Genomic DNA, 23935 nt, shown 5'->3' with positions numbered 1-23935 from the left:
CCTCATTTCTTTTCTAAATATCTTCTTCTAAGTTGACCACAAGCAGCATCAATATCACTTCCTAATTTTCTTCTTATAGTAGTAGAAATACCATATGACTTCAATATATTAAAAAAATCTTTTATTGTTTTAGATTCACTTTCTTTAAGATTTGACTCTTTGATTTGATTTATTGGAATTAAATTAACATGACACAACATTCCTTTTAATTTTTTCCCTAATTCATGGGCATATTCTTTTTTATCATTAACATTATTTATTAAAGCATATTCAAATGTAATTCTTCTATTAGTTTTTTCAATATAATAATGACAAGCTTTAAAAAGTTCTTCCATAGAATATTTATTTGCAATAGGCATAATTTTTTTTCTTATTTCATCATTTGAAGCATGAAGAGATACTGCTAATGTAATTTGTAATTTTTTATTAGCTAAAAAATAAATCTTATCTATTAAACCACAAGTAGAAATAGTTATATGTCTTTGTCCTATATTTTCTCCTTTAGGGCTATTAATTATATCGATAAACGAAAGTATATTGTCTAAATTATCTAGGGGTTCTCCACTTCCCATTATTACAATATTGGATATTTTTTCTTTAGAATCTTCTTTGATTTTATAAATTTGTCCTGTCATTTCTGAAACAGTTAAATTTCTAACTAATCCTCCTAAAGTAGAAGCACAAAAAGCACATCCCATTTTACATCCTACTTGTGACGAAATACATACAGTATTTCCATAATCATAGTACATCAAAACACTTTCTATTATATTATTATCTTTTAATGCAAACAAGTATTTTGTAGTTTTATCAATTTTAGATACATACTTTTGTTCAATCGTTAAAGTATTTATTTCACATATATTTTTTAATTTTTCCCTTAATTTTTTTGGAATATTTGTCATGTCATCAATATTTCTAATCTTTTTTTCATGTATCCATTGAAAAATTTGTTCTCCTCTAAAACCTTTTTCTCCTAAACTTTTCATTAAATCTTTTAATTCTTCAATAGTTAACGAAGCAATATCTATTTTTCTCATTTATTTTTACCTCTTTCGTTTTAGCCTAGCAATAAAAAAACCATCAGTTTTATGAATATGAGGATATAATTGAATATATCCTTTTTTTGTTGTATTACATTGAAGTTTTTTAGGAATATATGGATTAATATTTTCTAAAACAAAATCAAAATTATTTATAAACCATTTTATATTTTCTATATTTTCTTTTTCTGAAATGGTACAAGTACTATATACTAGCACTCCTCCTTTTTTAACATATTGAGAACATACTGATAATATTTTTCTTTGAACTTCTACTAATTTATCTAAATCTTCAATAGATTTTTTCCACTTTATATCTGGTTTTTTACGAATTATCCCTAACCCCGAACAAGGAGCATCTATAATAACTTTATCCATTGTTTCTAATTTACTTTCATCTAATATAGTCGCATCGTATTGTTCTGTCTTTATAATGTCAATCCCTAATCTTTTAGCAGAAGATCTTATTAAATTAAGTTTATGTTCATGAATATCTCTAGCAATAATTTCTCCATCATTATTCATTAATTCTGCACAGTGAGTCGCTTTCCCACCAGGTGCTGCACATACGTCAAGAATATTTTCTCCTGAATTAGGATTAAGAACATATCCAACTAATATAGAACTTTCATCTTGTACTTGAAATAATCCTTTTTTAAAGGAATCTAATTGATTTATTGCAGATGTCTTTTTTATATTAATGGCTTCTTTTGTATATAATCCAGAATGTACTTGTATATTTTCTTTTACTAAAATATTTATTAAAGAACTTCTATCTATTTTCAATCTATTACAACGAATAGTTATTTGAGGAGCTTTATTAGAAGCTTCACATAGTTCTTCTACAAATTCTTTTGAATAACTCGTTAACCAGTACTTAATCATCCATTGAGGATAGGAATATTTTATGGATAGATATTCTACTATATTTTTATTTTTATCTGGATAAGAAATTTTATCTATATTTCTTGCTATATTTCTTAAAATTCCATTAACAAAACCAGATAAGCCTTTTAAACCTCTTTTCTTTGTTATTTTTACACACTCATTACAAGCTGCTGAAATCGGAACTTTATCCATAAATAAAATTTGATAAACTCCAATTCTTAAAACATTTAAAATAAAAGGTTTCATTTTATTAGTTTTAATTTTAGAAAATTGATTTATAACATAATCAATATTTTTTATATATCTAAGAGTACCATTAACTATTTCAGTAATAAAAGCTTTATCTAAAGAAGTTAAATAATCATACACTCGAAAATATTCTTGAAACGAAATATTACTATAAGCTTTTTCTTTATCTATTTCTAATATAATATTTATGGCAATTTCTCTTGGAGTTAATTGAGTCATAAAATCCTTCCTTTTATAAAATATTCACTTTGTAAAATATTTTAAATTATTTAATGAAAAAAAGCGTTACTTAGTAACGCCTTAGTCATCTCTACCTCCAAACCTTAATAACAAATGCAATAAATTGGCTACTGCAACAGCAGCTGAGGCTACATAAGTTAAGGCAGCTGCATTAAGAACTTTTTTAGCTGAACCAATCTCATTATCTGCTAAAAATCCTTGCGCCTCTAATATTTTTATTGCTCTACCAGAAGCATTTAATTCAACTGGTAAAGTTATTATTTGAAAAAGAACAACTCCTGCAAAAAGCAATATCCCTACTTCTATTAATGTATATGAAAATAATAAACCTAGCATAATTAAAGGCATTGCCATTCTCGATCCTATATTTACTATTGGAACAATAGAATTTCTTAATACTAAAAATACATAGCCTCTATGATGTTGAATTGCATGCCCAACTTCATGAGCTGCTACTCCTAAGGAAGCAATACTTTGGCCATTATATACGGCACTTGATAATCTAAGAGTTTTACTTCTTGGATCATAATGATCTGTTAACTGCCCTGGTATCATTTCTATTTTTACATCATAAATTCCTGCATACTGAAGAAGTGCTTTTGCAGTTTCTGCACCTGTATATCCTCTTATACTTCTAACCTTAAGATATTTATTAAAAGTAGAATTTACTTTAGATTGTGCATACATCGTTAATATTATAGCAGGAAAAACAAGTATAATATATAATGGATCAAAATAATATAATCCTGGCATATTATCAACTCCTTATTTTAAAATATAATTTTTAATAGCATCTTCAACCTTCTTAATATCTACTGTTGTATTTTTACAAGGTCCATTGGGGCATTTATTTAAAACCCCATAAACTGCAATCCCATCTACATCTAAAATACCACTTATTAAATCTCTTTCACAAGCAATAGCAATAATATATTTAGGTTTACATTCTTTTATCACTTTTCTAGCTAAAGTTCCTCCTGTTGCAATAGCCAATTTTATTTTATATTTTTTTTGTAAATTATTTAAATTATAAATTTTACATTTTCCACATCCTATGCACACTTGAGAATTTGAAGTAATTTTTATATTACAACTAGAATTTTGTATGCAATGAGGTGCTAAAATTAGTATATCCTTAAAATTTCCTTTTAAATTCATAGATTCAACAAAAATATTATTTATGTATATAAAAAATTGATTAATAATTTTTTTATCATAGTGAAAAAAATTTGTTATACTTAAAATTAAAGGATATATTATTTTAAAAATTTTGGCCAATACTTTAGGAGGAAATATTAAAACTTTTTTCTTTTTATATATGATAATTAAAACAGTAGAAAATATAATAAAAAGCAATCCTAAAGCAAGAAATAGAATAGCCAAAATAATAAATACGTTTTTATAAAAATATACCGGAATATAAATATTAGCTACCCATAATACTATAAATATAACTAAAAAAACTATAGTATTTATAACAACTATTTTTGTAAATTGCTTTATTCTTATATCCACAAAATCCTCCTAAAATATTATCCTAAAATAGTATTTTTTTTCATATCATGTCCTCTTAAATATTCTTCAACTGTCATCCTCCTTCCATTTTGAGCTTGTATTTCCGTTATTAGTACACTTCCATCTCCTGTTTTTACTACTATTCCTTTATTTTTTATGACTTCTACTATTTCTCCTATGGAATTATCTTTATAATTTTTATTATAATTTTGTACTTTCCATATTTTTATCATTTGATCTTTATAAAATGTATAAGCACTAGGCCATGGAGATAAACCTCTTACTAAATTAATAATTTTTTCAGAAGTTTCTCCCCAATTTATCAATCCCATTTCTTTCTTTAACATAGGAGCATAGGTTGCTTCTTTATCGTTTTGTTTTTCTCTTCTTATGTTTCCTCTTATTAAGTTATCTAAGGTTTCTTTTAAAAGTTCAGCTCCTAATATGGACATTTTATCATGAATATCTCCTGCTGTGTCATCTTCTTCTATGGGAAGTTCTCTTTTTAAAATTATATCACCAGTATCCATTCCTTCATCCATAAACATAGTTGTAACTCCTGTTACTTTTTCTCCATTAATAATAGCCCATTGAATAGGAGCTGCTCCACGATATTTAGGTAGTAAAGAACCATGCACATTTATACATCCAAATTTAGGCATGTCTAAAATTTCTTTAGGAAGAATTTGTCCAAATGCAATAACTATTATTAAATCTGGTGCTATAGAACGAAGTTTTTCAATGAATTCAGGATTTTTAACTTTTTCCGGTTGAAATACAGGAATATTATATTTTAAAGCCAATACTTTTACTGGAGGAGGCATCATTTTTTTCCCTCTTCCTTTTGGCCTATCTGGCTGAGTTATAACAGCTGCTATATCATATTTTTCATCTATTAATTTTTGTAATGATGGAACAGCAAAATCTGGTGTTCCCATAAATACTACTTTCATTTTTTCCCCTCTTTTCTTATTCATCTAAATATCTAATCACATTATCAGTAAACAGTATTCCGTTTAAATGGTCTATCTCATGACAAAATGCTCTTGCAAGAAGTCCTTCACCTTCTAATACAAATTCTTCTCCATTTCTATTTAATGCTTTTACTTTTACTTTATTGGGTCTTTTAACTTCTCCTGTTATCCCTGGAACACTTAAACAGCCTTCAGGTCCAATTTGTTCTCCATCTTCTTCAATAATTTCTGGATTTATTAATTCAATTATTCCTTCTCCTATATCAATAACCACAACTCTTTTTAAAACTCCTACTTGAGGAGCGGCAAGACCTACTCCTCCAGCTTCATACATAGTTTCTGTCATATCGTCTAATAAAATCAATATAGATTTATTAATTTCTTTTACTTCTTTACATTTTTTTCTTAATATTTCATCTCCATTTTTTCTAATTTCTCGTAATGCCAAAATACTTCCTCCTTTTTAATTATTACTATACCATTATTAATGGATCAATATCTGTTTGAATATTTATATCTAACTTACCTTTAGTCTGATTAATTTGATTAAATTTATTAATACAATAAAAACTATATTGCATTAGTAGATCTCTATCTTTACATTTTATAAGTATTCTCCATCTATATCTATTTTTTATTTTTGAAATTATTGCAGGCGCTGGCCCATATAACTCAAATTTTTTCTTTTTATTGAAAAATTTCATTATTTCCATCAATCCATAAGTACTAGAAATTACATTTTTTTCATTTTCTCCAGTAATAAGAATACTAAAAATATGAGTAAATGGTGGGTAATTTAATCGTTGTCGTAAATTAATTTCTTTATTATAAAAAGATAAATAGTCATGATTTTTTGCAGTCTGTATACTATAATGATCTGGAGTATAAGTTTGAATTAGTACTCTCCCAGGTAAATTCCCTCTACCAGCTCTTCCACTAACTTGTGTAAGAAGCTGAAAAGTTTTTTCTGCCGAACGAAAATCTTGTATATGCAAAGTTAAATCTGCTGCTAATATTCCAACTAAAGTTACATTTGGAAAATCATGACCTTTAGCAATCATTTGAGTTCCTATTAAAATATCTGCTTCCATAGATTTAAATTTATTTAATATTTTCTCATGCCCATATTTACCTTTTGCTGTATCTAAATCCATTCTTAAAACCCGTGCCTCTGGAAATTCTTCTTTTACTTTTTCTTCTACCTTTTCTGTCCCTACTCCAAAATATTTAATATGAGAAGACCCGCATTGAGGGCAAACAGATGGTACAGTCGCTTTATCCCCACAATAATGACATTGAAGAGAATTATTATAAGCATGATAAGTATAAGAAATATTACAGTTTTTACACTTTAATACATATCCGCATTTTCTACATGATACAAAATTAGAAAATCCTCTTCTATTTAAAAATAAAATAACTTGTTCTTTTTTATCAAGATTTTTTTGGATTTCTTCTTTAAGTTTAATACTAAAAATAGAACGATTTCCTGCTTCTAATTCTTTTCTCATATCAATAATATCTACTTTAGGCAGTGCACTATTATTAACTCTATTATTTATAGTTAATAGACTTATTTGTCCTTGTTTAGCTTCATAATAGGAATCTAAAGAAGGAGTAGCTGATGACCTTAAACACAATCCTCCCACCATATCACAACGTTTTTTTGCTACTTCTTTTGCATGATATTTAGGTGATATTTCTGATTTATATGTTGTTTCATGTTCTTCATCTAATATAATAAGCTTTAAGGATGGAAAAGGAGTAAATACTGCAGATCTAGGTCCAATCATTACTGATATTTTCCCTTCTTTAGCCTTTTTCCACTGTACAAATCTTTCTCCATATGAAAGCTTACTATGAGTAAAAGCCACCTTTTCTCCAAATCTGTTTTTAAATCTTTCAACAGTTTGAGGTGTTAAAGATATTTCTGGGACTAATACAATAGCTTGCCCTCCTAATTTTATAACTTCATCTATTATCTGTAAATATATTTCTGTTTTCCCACTACCTGTTATTCCATGAAGAAGAATTTCCTCTCCCTTTGCATTATTTAACTTATTAATTATATATTCTATCACATTTTTTTGTTCATGAGTAGGAATAAGGGGTTTTGTTTTTTTAAAATCAATATGACTATATGGGTCTTTATCTAAATCTACTTCTTTAATTTGTATAAGGTTTTTATTTATTAATGATTTTATAGAAGAATTTGAAATTTGTAAAATCTTTTTTATTTCACTTAAAGGTATTTCATTGTTATCCATAAGAAATGATAATATTCTAGCTTGAGCTTTATATTTTTTTTTATTTTTATATTCTTTTATTATATTTTTTAATTTTTCTAGAGGTATTTGTCTGTTAATTGATATATATTTTTCTGATGTAATTTTCATAAAAGGTGGCATCATACATTTTAAACAATCAATCATTCTAGCTCCATAATAATCTTTCATCCATTTTGCCAATTCTAACATATGTTCATCAAATACTGGATACAAATCTTCTATATTATTTATAGACTTTAATTTTTCATATTCTATAGAACTATTATTAGAAAATCCCACAATATATCCTCGTATTTTTTTATTTCCTTTCCCAAAAGGTACTTTTACTCTTAATCCTATTTTAACTTTTGATTCTAGATTTTTAGGGACAATATAATGAAAAACTTTATCAATATTTTGGTGTGAAATTTCTATAATAACTTCTGCAATCATTTTTTTCACCCTTTGTTAATAAAAACCCCTTTATGAACTTTTAATTATATCCAATATCTCGTCTAAAATTTTATCAGCTAATTCTATTTTTGACATAAGAGGTAATTTATTTTTTTCACCTGATCTTTTTATAATTGTAATCATATTTGTATCATATCCAAATCCAACATTTTCTTTTAATATATTATTAATACAAATCATATCCAAATTCTTTTTTTCTAATTTTTCTTTTCCATTTTTTAATTCATCATCACTTTCAGCTGCAAAACCTACTAATATTTGTTTATTTTTTCTGCTTCCTAACTCTTTTAAGATATCGGGATTAGGTACTAATTCAATAGAAATTTTTTTATCTTTCTTTTTTATCTTTGAAGAAAAAACTTCTTTAACTTTATAATCACTAGGAGCTGCTGCTTTTATAACTATATCACAATTATCAAAATTATCCAAAACTGTATTATACATTTCTTCTGTTGTAGTAACCTTTATAAATTTACAATCTCTAGGAGGAGTTAAATTAGTTGGTCCAGAAATTAATGTTACATTAGCTCCTCTTTTTATTGCAGCCTCAGCAATTGCATATCCCATTTTTCCACTACTATGATTAGTTATATATCTAACAGGGTCAATGGCTTCTATAGTTGGGCCTGCTGTTACCATTATATTCTTACCTTCATAATCTTTTGACACCGGATTAATTATTTTTAATACATTTTCAATGATTATATCTACATCTGCTAATTTTCCTATTCCAACATCTCCACAAGCTAATCGCCCTTTAGATGGAGATATAAAATTATAACCTAATTCTAATAATTTAGATATGTTTTTTTGAACAATTTTATTTTGGTACATAACTGTATTCATGGCTGGAGCAAATATTACTGGAGCTTTTGTAGCCATTATAGTAGTAGAAAGCATATCATCTGCTATGCCACTTGCTACTTTTCCTATAATATTTGCTGTAGCTGGAGCTACTAAAAACAAATCTGCCTTTTTAGCTAAAGAAATATGTTCTATTTCCCAAACAGAGGGTTTTTCAAACATATCGGTTATAACTGGCTGATTTGTTAAAGATTGAAAAACTAAAGGTTTAACAAATTCTTGAGCCGATTTTGTCATTATAACTTGTACATTAAATCCTAATTTTATAAGCTTACTTATAATTTCACAAGATTTATAAGCAGCTATTCCACCAGTAACTCCTAATATAACTGTTTTTTTATTCATAACAACCTCCCAATATTCTATAATAAAATCGCCCGAAAGGGCGATTTTATTATTTATCATTTACTATTGTTAATTATCTCTTAATCTTTTTTATAATTATTTATTATTCTTATCTTTCTTATTTTTAATAATAATTTTACCTTGATATAGTTCTTCCACTGCAATAGACACTGGTTTATTTACCTTAACATCTACTAAAGGGTTTTCCCCTTCAACAATTTGGCGAGCTCTTTTTGCTGCTGCAATAACAATTGAATATCTACTTACTATAATAGGTGTATCCTCATCTGTGCTATTATTATTTAATTTTTCCATTAATTCTGTATAAGATGGTTGAAGCATTAAAATCTCCCCTTTTTAATCTTATTTATTAAATCAAAATTTCTTATAGTTTTCATATGTTCTGCTTCTATAACTGTATTAATATTTTCTACTGCTTCATTTATAGAGTCATTAATTATTAAATAATCATATTCTTTAATAAGTTCTAATTCTTCTATAGCTCTTTTTAAACGTTTTTCAATTATATCTTCTTTTTCCGTACCTCGGCCCAGTAATCTATTTTTTAATTCAGATAGACTAGGAGGAATTATAAAAATAAGAACTGCATCTTTATATAACTTTTTTATTTGAAGTGCTCCTTGAACTTCTATTTCTAAAATTACATCTTTTCCTTCTTTCTTTTTCTCTTCCACATAAGATTTTGGAGTACCATAATAATTGCCACAAAATTCTGCCCATTCAATTAAATCTTCATTTTTTATCATTTCTTCAAACTCTTCTTTAGTTTTGAAAAAATAGTGAACTCCTTCTTCTTCTCCTGCTCTAGGACTTCTAGTAGTCGCAGAAATTGAAAGAGCATATCTTTCATTTTTAACAAGTTGCTTTATAATAGTTCCTTTTCCTGAACCAGATGGTCCAGAAATAACTATAGTAATTCCTTTAGAATTATTCATCTCTAATCCCCTTTATTACTATCAAATTCATCATTAACATTATTCTGTCCTTTAAAAGACAATCTATGAGCTACAGTTTCTGGTTGTACTGCTGATAAAATAATATGACCACTATCCGTAATAATAACTGCTCTTGTTCTTCTTCCATATGTAGCATCTATTAACATTCCCCGTTCTCTAGCTTCTTGTATTATTCTTTTAATTGGAGCTGATTCTGGACTAACAATGGCTACTAATCTATTTGCAGATACAATATTTCCAAAGCCGATATTAATTAATTTTATACTCATGCCCTGCCTCCTTTTTCTATTACTCAATATTTTGAATTTGTTCTCTTATTTTTTCTATTTCACTTTTTAATTCTATAACAAAACGAGTAATACTAAGGTCATTTGCTTTAGTTCCAATTGTATTAACTTCTCGATTCATTTCTTGAACTAAAAAATCTAATTTTCGCCCTACAACATCTTCAGTATTTAAAATTTCTCTAAATTGATCTATATGGCTACCCAAACGAATAACCTCTTCATCTATACTACATTTTTCTGCAAATAAAACCACTTCTTCCATAATTCTATTCTGATCTAAAGAATTATTAGGAAGTATTTCTTCTATTCTCTTTTCTAATTTTTCTCTATATTCTTTGACTACATACGGACTTCTTTTTTTTATATTTTCTAGATATTTTTCACATTCTGAAATTTTATATAATAAATCTTGTTTTAATTTTTCTCCTTCTTTTTCACGCATAAAAATAAAAGCATCTAAAGCTTTATCTAAAGCTTGCTTTAACAAATTCCACAAAAAATCTTCATCTTCTTCCTTTTGAGTCACCATAATTACATCTGGAAATTTTGCAATAAGAGATACAGATATATCATCAATCACACCACTTTTTAATTTTATCTTATTAAGTTCATTAATATAAGCATCTACTAAAGTTTCATTTAATGATATTTCCACATTATCTTGTAAATTACTTTCAAAAGATATAAAAACATCTATTTTCCCTCTAGAAATTTTACACTTTAAAAAATTTCTTACCTTTTCTTCTAAAAAATTTATATTTCTAGGAATTCTAATATTTATATCGCTATATCTATGATTTAAAGAGCGTAACTCAACTATAAATTTTTTATCATCTAAAATAGATTCTCCACGACCATATCCTGTCATACTACGAATCATTTTTTTCAACTCACTTTTTTAATACTTTTATTGCTTTATTTTTGTATTATATCGCACCAATTTGTTTAAGTCAATAAATTGGTTTATTTATAATATAAAATAGTCTTTTAAAGTAAAATATTTAATGGTATACTATTTTATGACTAATAAAGGAGGCATATATATGGCATTAGATGGAATTGTCATTTCCAATATTGTTTATGAAATTAAAAAATTTATGTTGTATGGAAGAATAGATAAAATATATCAACCAGAAACTGACGAAATAGTTTTATCAATAAGAAGTGAAAAAAATAATTATAAATTACTTCTTACATCTCATAATAATTATCCTAGACTTCATATTACTAATCAAAAAAAGAAAAATCCAAGTACCCCACCTATGTTTTGTATGATTCTTAGAAAGCATATATTGGGTGGAAGGTTAATTAATGTAATACAGCCAGATTTTGAACGTATTATAGAATTTCACATAGAAACTTTAAATGAAATGGGAGATTTATGTACTAAAAAACTTATAGTTGAAATAATGGGACGACATAGTAATATAATATTAGTAGATGATAATAATAAAATTCTTGATAGTATTGTTCATGTATCCAAAGATAAAAGTTCTGTAAGAGAGGTGCTACCCGGGAAAAAATATATAAAACCTCCTTCCCAAAATAAACTTAATCCATTGCTAATTGATAATTATGGAGATTATTTAAAAGGTTTAAAAGGAACAAAACTTCAAAAATCCATTTATCAATCTTTTTCAGGAATTAGTCCTATTATTGCATCAGAAATATGTCATAGATCTAATTTAGACCCATCTCTTCCTTTAGAGAAATTAACTTATGAAAATAAAAAAACTATTTCTAAAGTCATGAACAATATTTTTTCTATAATTAAAAATAATCTATTTACCCCTCAAATAATATTTGATCCGGCTAATAATAACCCTATTGAATTTTCTTCTATTGACATAACTCAATTTATAGGGTATAAAAAACAAGAGTTTGATTCTATCTCTTATGTGATAGAAACATATTATAGTGAAAAAGACCGTATGTCGAGAATCAAACAAAAATCTAGTGATATTCATAAAATTATACAAAATAATTTAGAACGTTGTTACAAAAAAAAGGATTTACAATTAAAACAACTAAAAGATATATCTAATAGGGAGGAATTGCGGATATACGGAGAATTAATTACAGCCAATATTTATTCCATTTCAAAAGGTATGAATTCTTTTCATACTATAAATTTTTATGATGAAAATCAACCAGAAATCACTATTCCCTTAGACCCTTTGCTTACTCCTGCTGAAAATGCTCAAAAATATTTTAAACAATATAACAAAGCTAAAAGAACATATACTGCTCTTAATAAGCAACTTAAACAAACAGAAGAAGAAATTATTTACTTAGAATCTTTATTAAGTGCTATCCAATCTAGCACAGATGAAAATGACATAAATGATATACGACAAGAATTAAAAGAACAGGGTTATATAAAAAATAAAAAACGAAATAAAATTAAAGAAATTGAAAAATCAAAACCTTTACATTTTGTTTCTAAAGAAGGCTTTGATATTTATGTAGGAAAAAATAATCGTCAAAATGATGAACTTACTCTTCGTTTTGCAAATCCTACAGATTTATGGCTTCATACTAAAGATATTCCTGGTTCTCATGTTATAATAAAAACTAAAAATAAAGAAGTACCTAAAAACACTCTTATTTTAGCAGCAAATCTTGCTGCGCTTCACAGTAAAGCAAAAAATTCTAGTAATGTCCCAGTTGACTATACTTTTAAAAAGCATGTTAGAAAACCTAATGGAGCTAAACCAGGAATGGTTATATATGATAATCAAAAAACTATTTATGTTACTCCCGATGAATTAAAAATACAACAATTAAAAATTTAAATAAAGAAAGGAAATAAAAAATGTTAAAAGGTAATTGTATTGTTGCTCAATCTGGTGGTCCTACTTCAGTTATTAACTCTAGTGCTTATGGAGTTATTTCTGAAGCTCTTTCTAATAAAAATATTGAAAATATCTATGGAGCAAAACATGGAATTTTAGGAGTAATTCGAGAAGAACTTTTTGATTTAAGAAAAGAAGATAAAAAAGAATTAGAATATTTAAAAACTACACCTTCATCAGGATTAGGGTCTTGTAGATATAAATTGCCTAATCTTGATGAAGATAACTCAGATTATATTCGCATATTTGAAGTTTTTAAAGCTCATAATATCAGATATTTTTTCTATATTGGTGGAAATGACTCAATGGACACTGTAGCAAAATTAAATAATTATGCAAAAAAAATAAATTATGATATTAAAATATTAGGAATCCCTAAAACTATTGATAATGACTTAGAAGGAACTGACCATTGTCCCGGATTTGGCAGTGCAGCAAAATATATTATAACTAGCACCTTAGAATGTACTTTAGATTCTCTTGTATATGATGCTAATACTATTACAATTATTGAAGTTATGGGAAGAAATGCTGGTTGGTTAGCTGCAGCTTCTGCTTTAGCTAACAATACTAAATTTGATACTCCAGACTTAATTTATTTACCTGAAGTTCCTTTTAGTTTTGAAAAATTTAAAAAAGATGTTTTAAATGTATACCATAAAAAAGGAAAAGTAATGATTGTCGTTTCTGAAGGTATTAAAGATGAAAATGGCAATTATATAGAACATATGGATTCTCCTGAATATGATTCTTTTGGACATTCTCAATTAGGAGGAGTAGGACATATTTTAGGTGACTTCTTAAAAAATAATATATCAACAAAAAGAGTAAAAGTAGTACAGCTTAATATTTTACAGCGTTCTGCAATGCATTTTGCTTCTAAAACTGATATTGAAGAAGCATATTATGTAGGAAAAAAAGCAGTACAATATGCTTTAGAAGGAAACTCAGGATTTTTAGTAGGAATAAAAAGAATAAGTAATAATCCTTATAAATACGATACAAAACTAGTTGAAATTAAAAAAGTAGCCAATTTAGAAAAGAAAGTTCCATTAAGTTGGATTAATAAAGAAGGTAATTATGTAACTCAAGAATGCATAGATTACATATATCCTCTTATCCAAGGAGAAGTAGCTCTCCCAATAGAACATGGACTTCCTAGATATGCAAATCTAAAAAAAGAATTAATACCTAAAAAATGTATCAAAAATAACGGATGATGTTATCCGTTATTTTTTTGTCCTAATTTATCTATATATCGAAGTAATGGATTTTTATTAATTAAAAAAGTTATAGATGTAATTTCTCCTAAAATATGAATTAATATCAAAATCATAACGAAAAAAATTTTTGTATATAAATTTAAAGATATTGCACTAGTAAATCCAAGAGTATAACCTAATATATTCGACCCAACATCTCCTAGCATATATTCTTCTCTTAATTCTCCTTTTATAACAGGTATAATACTTCCTATTAATAAAATAGTAAGAAATCTATCTGGATTTTTTGATAATATCCAAATAATAATACTAATCATAATAAAAACTTTAATTGTCCTTCCAGGTCTAACGTCAAATAAATTCATTGCATTAATAAAAAGTGAAATTAATAAAGTATTTATAAATAAATCAAATACATCCATTGAAAAAGAAAATGCAACAAACAATGAGGATATGCCTCCTATTAATGCTTTTAATCCTCCAGAGGTTAACTCTCCTTTAAACATTTTTCCGAAATGTCCTTTTAATCCCTTTATATTATTTTCTCCTACTAAATCATCTAATATTCCAGCAAATCCTATTAAAGAAAATCCAAATAAATATATAAAATACATAATAGGCTCATTAGTAATAAAAAGAAGAAAAAAACTTGAAATTATAGTAGATAATAATATTAATATTCCAGTACCTACAGGGATTTCTTTTTTCTTATAATTTAAAGCTTTTATATTATGATTTAAAAGAAATTCAAGAATTAAAGTTTTCCAAAAAAATGATATACCAAAAGATATTATTCCTCCTAATAAATATAAAATCATACTTCACCATTATCTAATATAGTTTTATATTTTTTTAATTTATAGTATTTTTTTATTAAAATATATATTATATCTTTTAATTCTTTTCCTCTATGAAGAAATCCTTTAAGATCTCTTTTTGTTTCTCTATGTTTCATCATAACTGGAATTTCTTTTATTTTAAAATTTTGATTTAATATATCAATAATCATCCCTACTTCAACTGCAAATCTATTAGGTATTTCTATATTCAAAAGAATATCTTTTTTCATAACTCTTTGACCGCAAATAGGATTTTTAATTTCTTTTCCTGTTAAAAATTTAACGCCTATTTTAGAAACTTTTTTTACAATTCCAAAACCACCTTTAATACTAGGCTTCGGAAAACAAGCAATAGTAACATCTGCTTTATTTTGTAAAATTGGTTTTATTAATTTAATTATTTCTTTAGAAGTATTTCCTAAATCTCCATCTAAAAACGCTATTATGGGATATTTAGAAATTTCTACTCCTTTTCTTAAAGCAGCACCTTTACCTAAATTTTTTTTAAATCTGTAATATAATATTTTTTTATTTTTAATTTTATAAACCACTTCCTTTGTATTATCTTTTGAACCATCATCTACAATAATAATTTCTCCTATTTCTTTAATATTTATAAGTCCTTTAATAGTTTTTTCTATTCTTTTTTCTTCATTATAAACAGGAATTATTACTGATACCTTTTCATCCAATATAATCACCTGACTTATTAAAATAACTTAAAAAATCCTTTCGCATCAATTAATTTATATCCTGTTAGCATACGAGTTAAAATGGTACTTGACATTCCTCTTCTATTTTTTTCTAAAAAGTCAATCATATTATTATGACTTCCTACTGTTATAATAATAGATGCTCCCATAAAGTACGACATTAATATAGCTGCATCTTCACTAGTTCCAAAACAGAAATATTTTTTATAGTTTAATTTAAGCTTTTTTAATCTCTTTTCCCCTGGACATATCCCATTAGGATAACCATGCACGATTATATTTTTAGTATTTTTTAAAGTATAATCTGACACACTATCCATATCTCCAAAAATAATATCTGGAATAATTTCTATATAATTAAATGCATCGGCTCCTCCATCTACTCCAATTAAAACTGGATTATTTTTATTTATAAACTTTTTTAACCTAATTAAATCTTCTATATAATGCTCTCCTCTAATGACAATTAAAACTGGTCTATTAAAAATTTTTATATTTAAAGTAGGTGTTTTTCTAGATAAAAATAATTGTTGTTTTTCTTTCCTCATATAATATAATGTATTATCTATAAAATTATTCATCTGATTTTGTATGTTTTTTTTAGATATTTTTTGAGATATATAATATTGTTTTCTAGTAAATGGCTTTAAAAAAACTTTTAAATTATTTTTAATTAAAATATTTCCTTGAATTTTAACTGTATCATTTTCTTTAATATATTTAAATATATTTTTATCTACATTTTCATAAATAGGAATATTTGCATTAAGAAGTATTTTAGGTCCTCTATTAGGATATTTCCCTGATATAAAACTAGATGTATTTATAACTGCTCTCACTTTTTTAGATGCTAAACCATAGGCACAGGCATAATCTAAGTCTTCATGGTCTATAATTGCTATATCTTTTGATGTAATTCTTGGAATTAAATTTTTTGTTTTATAATCTACTTTAGCAACTCCAACTATATTCATATTTTCCACCCACTTATTTTCTATCTTTATTTAGTATGCATAATTTTGAAATAAATATAACTAAAACTCTTATAGAATAAAAATTTTTTAATTAATATTTTATACTATAATACATAATTAAATTCATATCAGTATTTTTTGATTTCATAATAAATATTAAAATGCATAGTTAAAATTATATATTTCAATATTTCTAATAATAAAAAGCACTTATGGAATAAATCTATAAAAAATTGATTTATTCATAAGTGCTTTTTATTATATTAGTTTTATTTCTACTTTATTTTCCCATAAACCATGAATATTACAATAAGCCATAGCATAAATAAAGCCTGAAGAATTAAGTTTAACATCCACACATCCTACTGGCTCACTTATTACCCCCGCTTCCCCATGAGAACTAAAATTAAATGTGGCAATTTCTACAGGAAATTTCCCATCTTCTTTGAAATAATATAATTTAATCCATTTAATATGATGCTCTAATTCATTAGGATGTTTAATTTCATCTCCTATTGATACTTTAAGTTGAAAAGTTTCTCCTTTTTTAATAGTTTGAGGAATATGAATTACAGGAACATGCTTTTCTCCTTTCCAATCTCCTGTTTGTAATAATTCTCCTAAACTTTGCATAATAATCCTCCTTTAAAATAATCATTAATAGTATTTGCTTATATCTAAAAATATATAAGTTAAACAAACAACAATTTTTTAACTTATTTTGACTTTTATTTTACTGACACATAAGGATTATCTTTTATATAAAATCTCCAAGGATATTCTGCTGCCTCTTCTGCATAACTAATATTAATTCTTTTATCTTGTTTTATAATAATTTTTTCTTTTTTATTATCTTCACATATATAAAGTTTGTCTTTACAAAGGTCTGTACCATAGTCCTGCATGGTAATATTTAACGCTTGACAAAGTTTTCCCGGTCCATTACTTATATTTAATTTCTGTGTGTTAGTTAATTCATTATAATTTTTATTAAATCTTCTTTTTGCCATATTGTTAAATCCTTTAATTGGCTCCACTGCTCTAATTAGCACTGCACAAGGATTATTTTCTTCTTCAGTTACTATATTCATACATGAATACATGCCATAAATTAAAAAAATATAAGCATATCCTGCTGGTCCAAACATAACTTCTGTTCTAGGAGTTCTTCTATTTTTATAACTATGTGCAGCTTTATCCATAGCTCCTTTATAAGCTTCTGTTTCTACAATTTTTCCTATTAACTGTTCTCCTTCAACATTATGTACTATATATTTCCCTAATAATTCTTTTGCAACAATTAAAGTATCTCTTTCATAAAAATCTCTATTTAATTTTTTCATATTTGATTCAACCTCTTATTTTTAAATTTAAATACCATTAATTGTTTAATTATAATTAATATTTATTATAACATAAATATAAAAATTATTAATTATATTCATTATTTATAAAAATGATTTATTTTTAATACTTAAACAATTATTTTATAAAACATTGTACTTTGTTTAAAATAAGGGTATTATTATAAAAGAAATATTTTATAGGAGGAATAATATACTATGAATATGCGTTGGAGTTTAAAAGAACTATATCCTTCTTTTGATTCAGATTTATTTAAAAATGATATGAAAAAATGTTTTGAATTAATCACTAAAATTAACGATTGGGTAAAGTTTAATTTAGATACAGTTGAAGGATCTGTATATAAAATAGAAACTTTCCTTAAAATGCAAATTGAATTTGGTAATATATATAGCCGTTTATACGAATTTGCTTTTCTTACCTTAAGTGTAGACGCAAAAAATGAACAGGCTCTTCAAATAATTGAGTTATTAGAAAATAAATCAACCGATTTAGCTGAACCTTTAGTAAAATTCAAAAAATGGTTAAGTAAATTTGAAAATTTAGATACATTGATCTCTTGTTCAGACCTTTTAAAAGAACACACATTTTATTTAAATGAATTTATTGCAGAAACTAAATATTTATTAAATGAAAAAGAAGAAGTTTTAATAGCTAAAATGAAAAATACTGGTTCAAAAGCTTGGGAAAAACTTCAAGAACTTCTTTCTTCTACTTTGCTTGTGGATATTAATATTGATGGAGAAGAAAAAAAATTACCCCTTTCTATAGTTAGAAATATGGCTTATGAAAAAGATGCTTCTATCAGAAAAAAAGCTTATGAAGCCGAATTAAAAGCTTATGATAAAATAGCAGAATCTTCTGCTGCCGCTTTAAATGGAATCAAAGGAGAAGTTATTACAGAATCAAAAATAAGAGGATATTCTTCTCCTTTAGAAATGACTTTAATTCATTCTCGAATGGATCAAGAAACTTTAGATGCCATGTTTACAGCTATAAAAGAAAGTCTTCCTTCTTTTAGAAAATATCTTAGAAAAAAAGCAGAAATTTTAGGGCACAAAAATGGTTTGCCATTTTTTGATTTATTTGCTCCTCTAGGAGAAATAGAAATGAAATTCACTTATGAAGAAGCACAGAATTTTATAGTAAAAAATTTTAGTAAATTTAGTCCTTCTTTAGGTAATTTTGCTAAAAATGCTTTTGAAAAACAATGGATTGATGCTGAACCTAGAGAAGGCAAAAGAGGTGGAGCCTTTTGTTCTAATATTCATTCCATAAAAGAAAGTAGAATACTTAGCAATTTCACAGGTATGTTTAATGATGTCACTACTCTTGCCCATGAATTAGGTCATGGCTACCACGGAGAATGTTTGAAAAATGAAACATATTTAAATAGCGATTATCCTATGCCTATTGCAGAAACTGCTTCTATTTTTGCAGAAACAATTATAATAAACGCAGCACTTAAAGAAGCTAGTCAAGAAGAAGCCTTTGCCATACTTGAAAGTGATTTAATGAGTTCTACTCAAGTTATTGTAGATATATATAGTCGTTTTTTATTTGAAGATGAAGTTTTTAAAAGAAGAGAAAATCATTCTTTATCAGTTGATGAATTAAATCAATTAATGTTAGATTCCCAAATCAAAGCTTATGGAGATGGACTTGATAAAAACTATCTTCATCCTTATATGTGGATATGTAAACCTCATTATTATTCTGCTGATTATAATTACTATAATTTCCCTTATGCCTTTGGACTTTTATTCTCTAAAGGACTTTATGCAATCTATTTAGAAAAAGGAAAGGATTTTGTACCTGAATTTAATAATTTACTAGCTTCTACTGGTAAAAATAATTTAGTAGATGTGGCAAAGAAAATGAATATAGACCTTCATTCTTTAGATTTCTGGAGAAATTCTCTTAAATTAATTGAAAAAGATATAGAAAAATTTATCAATATGTAAAAAGGGCTTTTGCCCTTTTTATATATTGATATACACTTAAATCCATCTCCATGCAGGAGAATATTTATTTTTTAACATATTATTTTGAATTTTCCCCCATCCTAAAGGATATCCGTCTACACAAATAAGATTCCATCCTTTATTTCCTTCTATAGAAAGAGTTTCTCCTTTTAAATATTTAATTACATTAGAATCCTCTAATGAAAAGTTTATTATATTTTTAACCATCTCTTTATTTAATCCCATAGCAAAACTTTGGGAAGGTTCAAAACGATTCTTTTTTAACTTCCCTAACATCCATCCAGAACGCACAACTCTTAATCCTCTAAGGTCTGGGATACCTTCTGGTAATAAATACAATCCATCTCCATGTATTTCGAATTCTCCCTTTATCTCATCATGAAAATTTTCTTTTATAAAATTATTGAAATTATTTAATATATCTCTTGATAATGTTCTTTTAGGTATAGAAAATTGATATTTTATATCTTCTACTTTCTTCCTTAAAAGAACTAAAAAATGTCCTTCTCCTTTTATTTTATGAGGCCATAATCTTGCCGCTCCTTTTAATGTTTCTCTAGCTTCTACTAAATCAGGCCGTCCTTGACTAAAACCATTTTTATGAGAAATTGGAACTACTTCAAAATTAGTATGTTTACTTAAAAATTCCTCTATAATTCCTTCATTTTCTTCTGGTGAAAAAGTACAAGTAGAATATAAAATATATCCTCCAGGTTTTAACATTTTTGCTCCTTGAATAAGAATATCTCTTTGTATAGAACAATAAAATTCTGGCCCTTTGCTCTCCCAATTTTTAATTATTTCTGGAGTTTTTCTAAACATTCCTTCTCCAGAACACGGAGCATCAATTAATATTTTATCAAAATATCCTTCTAATCGTTGAGATAACTTTTCTGGAGATTCATTTGTAATGATTACGTTTCTAATTCCAGCTAATTCTATATTTTTTATCAATGCTTTAACTCTAGTTGCACTTATATCATTAGCAAATAAAACTCCTTTTTGTTTTAATTTTGCTCCTAATTGGGTACTTTTCCCTCCTGGAGCAGCACATAAATCTAATACTTTATCTCCTGGTCTAACATCTAAAACTGCTCCGGGAGACATAGCGCTAGGCTCTTGAATATAATACAATCCTGCATGATAATATGGATGTTTTGCTGGCTTATCTTCTTCTTTATAATAAAATCCTTCCTTACACCAAGGAACTGGTATTAATTTAAAATTCACCTTCTTCTTTAATTCTTCTGGAGTTATTTTTAAAGTATTTGTTCTAAGTCCATAACTTCTTTCTTTTTTAAAAGATTTTATATACTCATTAAATTCATCTTTTAAAATATTTTTCATTTTTTTTTCAAACTCTATAGGTAATTGCATTATATATCTCCTTTTATACTTTTTATTAACTATAAAAAAAGAGCTATTTAAGCCCTTTTTATTTAAGAAAATAGTTGAGTATCTAAAAATTCAAATCCTATACCTACATCTTTTTTTTGCCATTTTACTTTGGCTTTAGTAGCAAATTCTCCATAACCAAAATCAATCATAACATCTACAATATCTCCTATTTCAAATCCTTCTGCATAAACAATCATAAATCCTCCTGCTGAAAAATTTTTCATTTGATATGTATTAATAGTATCTTTAAATTTAATCTTAACTTCTGATTCATCAACAAAACGTAAAAACCTTCTTTTTTCTACAAAACTCATGGTTTCACGCCCCTATAATTAATATTTATATTTACTATTGTACAATAATTTCCATATAAGTACAATATTTTTTATAATTAAAATTATATTAAAATCTACATAATTTTCTAATATTATTACCTTAAACAATTAAAATCGGTTTAAATTTAATATAATCTGAAGAAACTAATTTATACTCTATTCCATTTTTATATCCTTTTAATCCTAATTTGAAAGAATCTTCGCCATGAAGATGACCGTAAATAACTTTTTCTACTTTATATTCTTCAAACAAGTTTGTAAATAAAGAACCTTCTAATTTATCATTAGTAGGAGGGAAATGCATTATAACAATTATTTTATTATATTTATTTTTATTAGCTAATTCAATAGATAATCTTAAACGTTTTTCTTCTCTTTCATATATTTTTTTATCATGAAGGCTAAATTTAATATCATTAGGACAAATCCATCCTCTTGAACCGCAAATAGCATAACTTTCTACTGGTATAAAATTATTTTGTAAAAAATACATATTTTCATAAAGGCTATTTAATTTGGATACAGATTTCCACCAATAATCATGATTACCTTTAACCAATATTTTTTTACCCGGTAAATTATTTATATATTCTAAATCTACATAAGCTTCTTCTAAAGTCATTCCCCAAGAAATATCCCCAGGAATTAATACAGTATCTTCTTCCTTAATTATTTCTAACCAATTCTTTTTAATTTCTTCTTGATGATTTTCCCAAATAGGTCCAAATTTGTCCATGGGCTTATTAACGAATCCACTTAAATGTAAATCTCCTATTGCATAAATAGCCATATAGCACCTCTTTTTTTACATTTACTAAATAATAATTCAAAAATAAATCAATTAACTTTAATAATTTTTTCTAATTTATTATCATTATACAAAAATTCTTTGTATTCTTCTAATGCTTTATTTTGAGCAATAATTCTTTTTTCATTAATTACATCATAATTATTTATCAGACATAAAACTATTTTTTTATCTAACTTTTTTTCTTCTACCATATTTTTTAATATAGATATAACATTTTTTTTAGTCATACCTTTTCTATAAGGTCTATCTTCTGTTAATGCAGTAAAAATATCAGCTACTGCCATTATTCTACATTCAAAAGAAAGTCTATCTTCTTTTAAATGAAAAGGATATCCTGACCCATCTAACCTTTCATGATGAAATGCAGCCCAATCTCTAACATTTTTTAAACTTTTAAAAGTATCTAAAATATAATATGTATAAAAAGAATGTCTTTTTATTATATTAAATTCTTCTTTTGATAAACTTCCTGCTTTTTCTAATATCTCTATAGGAACTCCTAACTTACCTATATCATGAAGATATCCTGCAATATTTAAAAATTTACATGTTTCTTCTTTAAGCCCAAGTAATTCTCCTAAAACTTGTGCAGTTATAGCCACTCCACTAGAATGAGTCGCTGTAAAACGACTACGGAAATCAATAATATGCCCAAATAATTTCCCCATATTACTAAGGTCATCAGTACTAAGTTCAATAGTAGGAAAATTTATTTCTTCAGATAAAATTTCTTTAATAAAGTCTGATGTTAATTCTAACCAAAAATACTCTTTATTAGAAAGTTCTTTTAAACTTTCTAATGCTTCAGGCATAAAGATAATATTTTTTTGATTTAAAATTCTAGAAATAATTTTATTTGATTGAGACAATATTTCTTCATTCTTTCTTACCAGTATCTCTAATCTATCTGCTAAACTTACAATATAACTTTCTATAGGTATATTTTCTTCAGTTTTATTACATGAAATCCAATTTTCATGATGATATCTTATAATTTCAGCAATTTTTTTAAAGGGAGGAAATTGTTTTAAAAGTTTATATCCTACTTTCGTATGTTGTTTAGCGTCTGCAATCTCAAAATTTAAAGTATCTATTCTTTCCTGTAATGAAAGAGCCCCTATATCATGAACTATAGATGCTAAAATCATATCAATTAGTTGTTCTTCTGTTAATCCCATATTTTGTCCTATACGAAAGGATATATATGCAACTCTTAAATGATGATTATGCATTTTAGAACTTGTAACATCTATTACATTAGACAAAGTAATCATTAATTCAAATAATGATATTTTAATTTTTTCTGTCATAATT

The 23935-nt window shown here is 26.0% G+C and carries 24 protein-coding genes; 3 read left to right on the top strand and 21 right to left on the bottom strand.

Translation table 11 applies throughout. The features are described from left to right. Positions 1-2: 2 nt before the first annotated feature. From rlmN to OM90_RS02530, 12 genes are all read right to left on the bottom strand, one after another. A complete protein-coding gene (rlmN, locus tag OM90_RS02585) occupies positions 3-1040 on the bottom strand; it encodes a 23S rRNA (adenine(2503)-C(2))-methyltransferase RlmN (RefSeq protein ID WP_058485316.1) in 1038 nt (345 codons plus the stop codon). Between the two features lie 6 nt (positions 1041-1046). Beyond that, positions 1047-2399, bottom strand: coding sequence for a 16S rRNA (cytosine(967)-C(5))-methyltransferase RsmB (rsmB, locus tag OM90_RS02580; RefSeq protein ID WP_058485315.1), 1353 nt, complete (start codon positions 2397-2399; stop codon positions 1047-1049). A gap of 81 nt (positions 2400-2480) precedes the next feature. Beyond that, positions 2481-3173: a zinc metallopeptidase gene (locus OM90_RS02575; protein ID WP_058485314.1), complete on the bottom strand. Its 693-nt coding sequence runs from the start codon at positions 3171-3173 to the stop codon at positions 2481-2483. 12 nt (positions 3174-3185) lie between these two features. Further along, entirely contained in the window at positions 3186-3935 is a 750-nt protein-coding gene (locus OM90_RS02570; protein WP_058485313.1) for a DUF116 domain-containing protein, read from the bottom strand. Positions 3936-3952: 17 nt separating this feature from the next. Continuing rightward, on the bottom strand, positions 3953-4888 hold the full coding sequence (gene fmt, locus OM90_RS02565) for a methionyl-tRNA formyltransferase (RefSeq protein ID WP_058485312.1): 936 nt from the start codon (positions 4886-4888) through the stop codon (positions 3953-3955). A gap of 16 nt (positions 4889-4904) precedes the next feature. After that, positions 4905-5357, bottom strand: coding sequence for a peptide deformylase (gene def, locus OM90_RS02560; protein ID WP_058485311.1), 453 nt, complete (start codon positions 5355-5357; stop codon positions 4905-4907). A gap of 25 nt (positions 5358-5382) precedes the next feature. Next, positions 5383-7629, bottom strand: coding sequence for a primosomal protein N' (priA, locus tag OM90_RS02555; protein WP_058485310.1), 2247 nt, complete (start codon positions 7627-7629; stop codon positions 5383-5385). Positions 7630-7659: 30 nt separating this feature from the next. Further along, positions 7660-8859 (bottom strand): bifunctional phosphopantothenoylcysteine decarboxylase/phosphopantothenate--cysteine ligase CoaBC, encoded by a 1200-nt coding sequence (gene coaBC, locus OM90_RS02550; protein WP_058485309.1) that lies wholly within the window; start codon positions 8857-8859, stop codon positions 7660-7662. A gap of 96 nt (positions 8860-8955) precedes the next feature. Continuing rightward, positions 8956-9201 (bottom strand): DNA-directed RNA polymerase subunit omega, encoded by a 246-nt coding sequence (rpoZ, locus tag OM90_RS02545; RefSeq protein ID WP_058485308.1) that lies wholly within the window; start codon positions 9199-9201, stop codon positions 8956-8958. Then, positions 9201-9815: a guanylate kinase gene (gmk, locus tag OM90_RS02540; protein ID WP_058485307.1), complete on the bottom strand. Its 615-nt coding sequence runs from the start codon at positions 9813-9815 to the stop codon at positions 9201-9203. Before gmk ends, rpoZ begins: the two co-directional genes overlap by 1 nt. 2 nt (positions 9816-9817) lie before the next feature. Then, positions 9818-10105 (bottom strand): extracellular matrix/biofilm regulator RemA, encoded by a 288-nt coding sequence (gene remA / locus OM90_RS02535; RefSeq protein WP_058485306.1) that lies wholly within the window; start codon positions 10103-10105, stop codon positions 9818-9820. Positions 10106-10124: 19 nt separating this feature from the next. Beyond that, complete coding sequence (locus OM90_RS02530; RefSeq protein WP_058485305.1) at positions 10125-11003, bottom strand: YicC/YloC family endoribonuclease; 879 nt, start codon at positions 11001-11003, stop codon at positions 10125-10127. Between the two features lie 163 nt (positions 11004-11166). Between OM90_RS02530 and OM90_RS02525 the strand changes: the two genes are divergently transcribed. Next, the gene (locus OM90_RS02525; RefSeq protein ID WP_058485304.1) at positions 11167-12918 is read left to right on the top strand and encodes an Rqc2 family fibronectin-binding protein; all 1752 of its coding nucleotides are present in this window, start codon (positions 11167-11169) and stop codon (positions 12916-12918) included. 20 nt (positions 12919-12938) lie between these two features. Further along, positions 12939-14198, top strand: coding sequence for a 6-phosphofructokinase (locus tag OM90_RS02520; protein WP_058485303.1), 1260 nt, complete (start codon positions 12939-12941; stop codon positions 14196-14198). 2 nt (positions 14199-14200) lie between these two features. On the opposite strand, the gene OM90_RS02515 is transcribed toward OM90_RS02520, so the two are convergent. The 5 genes from OM90_RS02515 to OM90_RS02495 form a co-directional block, all read right to left on the bottom strand. Further along, complete coding sequence (locus tag OM90_RS02515; protein WP_058485302.1) at positions 14201-15019, bottom strand: MraY family glycosyltransferase; 819 nt, start codon at positions 15017-15019, stop codon at positions 14201-14203. Next, on the bottom strand, positions 15016-15732 hold the full coding sequence (locus tag OM90_RS02510; protein ID WP_058485301.1) for a glycosyltransferase family 2 protein: 717 nt from the start codon (positions 15730-15732) through the stop codon (positions 15016-15018). The genes OM90_RS02515 and OM90_RS02510 overlap by 4 nt, the downstream gene beginning before the upstream one ends. 17 nt (positions 15733-15749) lie before the next feature. Next, a complete protein-coding gene (gene steA, locus OM90_RS02505; RefSeq protein ID WP_058485300.1) occupies positions 15750-16727 on the bottom strand; it encodes a putative cytokinetic ring protein SteA in 978 nt (325 codons plus the stop codon). Positions 16728-16985: 258 nt separating this feature from the next. After that, on the bottom strand, positions 16986-17360 hold the full coding sequence (locus OM90_RS02500; protein WP_058485299.1) for a class II SORL domain-containing protein: 375 nt from the start codon (positions 17358-17360) through the stop codon (positions 16986-16988). A gap of 95 nt (positions 17361-17455) precedes the next feature. Continuing rightward, entirely contained in the window at positions 17456-18070 is a 615-nt protein-coding gene (locus tag OM90_RS02495; protein WP_058485298.1) for a DNA-3-methyladenine glycosylase, read from the bottom strand. Between the two features lie 219 nt (positions 18071-18289). Here OM90_RS02495 and OM90_RS02490 point away from each other — a divergent pair, with 219 nt between their 5' ends. Continuing rightward, positions 18290-20056, top strand: coding sequence for a M3 family oligoendopeptidase (locus OM90_RS02490; RefSeq protein ID WP_202813779.1), 1767 nt, complete (start codon positions 18290-18292; stop codon positions 20054-20056). Positions 20057-20092: 36 nt separating this feature from the next. On the opposite strand, the gene OM90_RS02485 is transcribed toward OM90_RS02490, so the two are convergent. The 4 genes from OM90_RS02485 to OM90_RS02470 all read right to left on the bottom strand — a co-directional run bounded on the left by OM90_RS02485 (position 20093) and on the right by OM90_RS02470 (position 23931). Beyond that, a complete protein-coding gene (locus OM90_RS02485) occupies positions 20093-21454 on the bottom strand; it encodes an RsmF rRNA methyltransferase first C-terminal domain-containing protein (protein WP_058485297.1) in 1362 nt (453 codons plus the stop codon). Positions 21455-21516: 62 nt separating this feature from the next. Beyond that, on the bottom strand, positions 21517-21789 hold the full coding sequence (locus OM90_RS02480; protein ID WP_058485296.1) for a PilZ domain-containing protein: 273 nt from the start codon (positions 21787-21789) through the stop codon (positions 21517-21519). 121 nt (positions 21790-21910) lie between these two features. Further along, the gene (locus tag OM90_RS02475) at positions 21911-22600 is read right to left on the bottom strand and encodes a metallophosphoesterase (protein ID WP_058485295.1); all 690 of its coding nucleotides are present in this window, start codon (positions 22598-22600) and stop codon (positions 21911-21913) included. 47 nt (positions 22601-22647) lie between these two features. Then, entirely contained in the window at positions 22648-23931 is a 1284-nt protein-coding gene (locus OM90_RS02470; protein WP_058485294.1) for an HD-GYP domain-containing protein, read from the bottom strand. Positions 23932-23935 lie beyond the last annotated feature (4 nt).

Source organism: Defluviitalea phaphyphila (assembly GCF_001466305.1).
Classification (GTDB): domain Bacteria; phylum Bacillota; class Clostridia; order Lachnospirales; family Defluviitaleaceae; genus Defluviitalea_A; species Defluviitalea_A phaphyphila.
The sequence above is the reverse complement of the archived record's forward strand: the minus strand, read 5'-3'. Positions and strand labels throughout refer to the sequence as shown.

Coding starts and splice junctions, on each gene's coding strand:
- OM90_RS02575 (WP_058485314.1), bottom strand. CDS start 3,173: ATGCCAGGATTATATTATTTTGATCCATTATATATTATACTTGTTTTT.
- OM90_RS02530 (WP_058485305.1), bottom strand. CDS start 11,003: ATGATTCGTAGTATGACAGGATATGGTCGTGGAGAATCTATTTTAGAT.
- rsmB (WP_058485315.1), bottom strand. CDS start 2,399: ATGACTCAATTAACTCCAAGAGAAATTGCCATAAATATTATATTAGAA.
- OM90_RS02470 (WP_058485294.1), bottom strand. CDS start 23,931: ATGACAGAAAAAATTAAAATATCATTATTTGAATTAATGATTACTTTG.
- fmt (WP_058485312.1), bottom strand. CDS start 4,888: ATGAAAGTAGTATTTATGGGAACACCAGATTTTGCTGTTCCATCATTA.
- coaBC (WP_058485309.1), bottom strand. CDS start 8,859: ATGAATAAAAAAACAGTTATATTAGGAGTTACTGGTGGAATAGCTGCT.
- remA (WP_058485306.1), bottom strand. CDS start 10,105: ATGAGTATAAAATTAATTAATATCGGCTTTGGAAATATTGTATCTGCA.
- OM90_RS02515 (WP_058485302.1), bottom strand. CDS start 15,019: ATGATTTTATATTTATTAGGAGGAATAATATCTTTTGGTATATCATTT.
- priA (WP_058485310.1), bottom strand. CDS start 7,629: ATGATTGCAGAAGTTATTATAGAAATTTCACACCAAAATATTGATAAA.
- OM90_RS02500 (WP_058485299.1), bottom strand. CDS start 17,360: ATGCAAAGTTTAGGAGAATTATTACAAACAGGAGATTGGAAAGGAGAA.
- OM90_RS02480 (WP_058485296.1), bottom strand. CDS start 21,789: ATGAGTTTTGTAGAAAAAAGAAGGTTTTTACGTTTTGTTGATGAATCA.
- OM90_RS02495 (WP_058485298.1), bottom strand. CDS start 18,070: ATGAAAAAATTAAATAGAGATTTTTATGAAAGAGATACTTTAATTGTT.
- gmk (WP_058485307.1), bottom strand. CDS start 9,815: ATGAATAATTCTAAAGGAATTACTATAGTTATTTCTGGACCATCTGGT.
- steA (WP_058485300.1), bottom strand. CDS start 16,727: ATGAATATAGTTGGAGTTGCTAAAGTAGATTATAAAACAAAAAATTTA.
- OM90_RS02485 (WP_058485297.1), bottom strand. CDS start 21,454: ATGCAATTACCTATAGAGTTTGAAAAAAAAATGAAAAATATTTTAAAA.
- rlmN (WP_058485316.1), bottom strand. CDS start 1,040: ATGAGAAAAATAGATATTGCTTCGTTAACTATTGAAGAATTAAAAGAT.
- OM90_RS02520 (WP_058485303.1), top strand. CDS start 12,939: ATGTTAAAAGGTAATTGTATTGTTGCTCAATCTGGTGGTCCTACTTCA.
- OM90_RS02525 (WP_058485304.1), top strand. CDS start 11,167: ATGGCATTAGATGGAATTGTCATTTCCAATATTGTTTATGAAATTAAA.
- OM90_RS02475 (WP_058485295.1), bottom strand. CDS start 22,600: ATGGCTATTTATGCAATAGGAGATTTACATTTAAGTGGATTCGTTAAT.
- rpoZ (WP_058485308.1), bottom strand. CDS start 9,201: ATGCTTCAACCATCTTATACAGAATTAATGGAAAAATTAAATAATAAT.
- OM90_RS02490 (WP_202813779.1), top strand. CDS start 18,290: ATGAATATGCGTTGGAGTTTAAAAGAACTATATCCTTCTTTTGATTCA.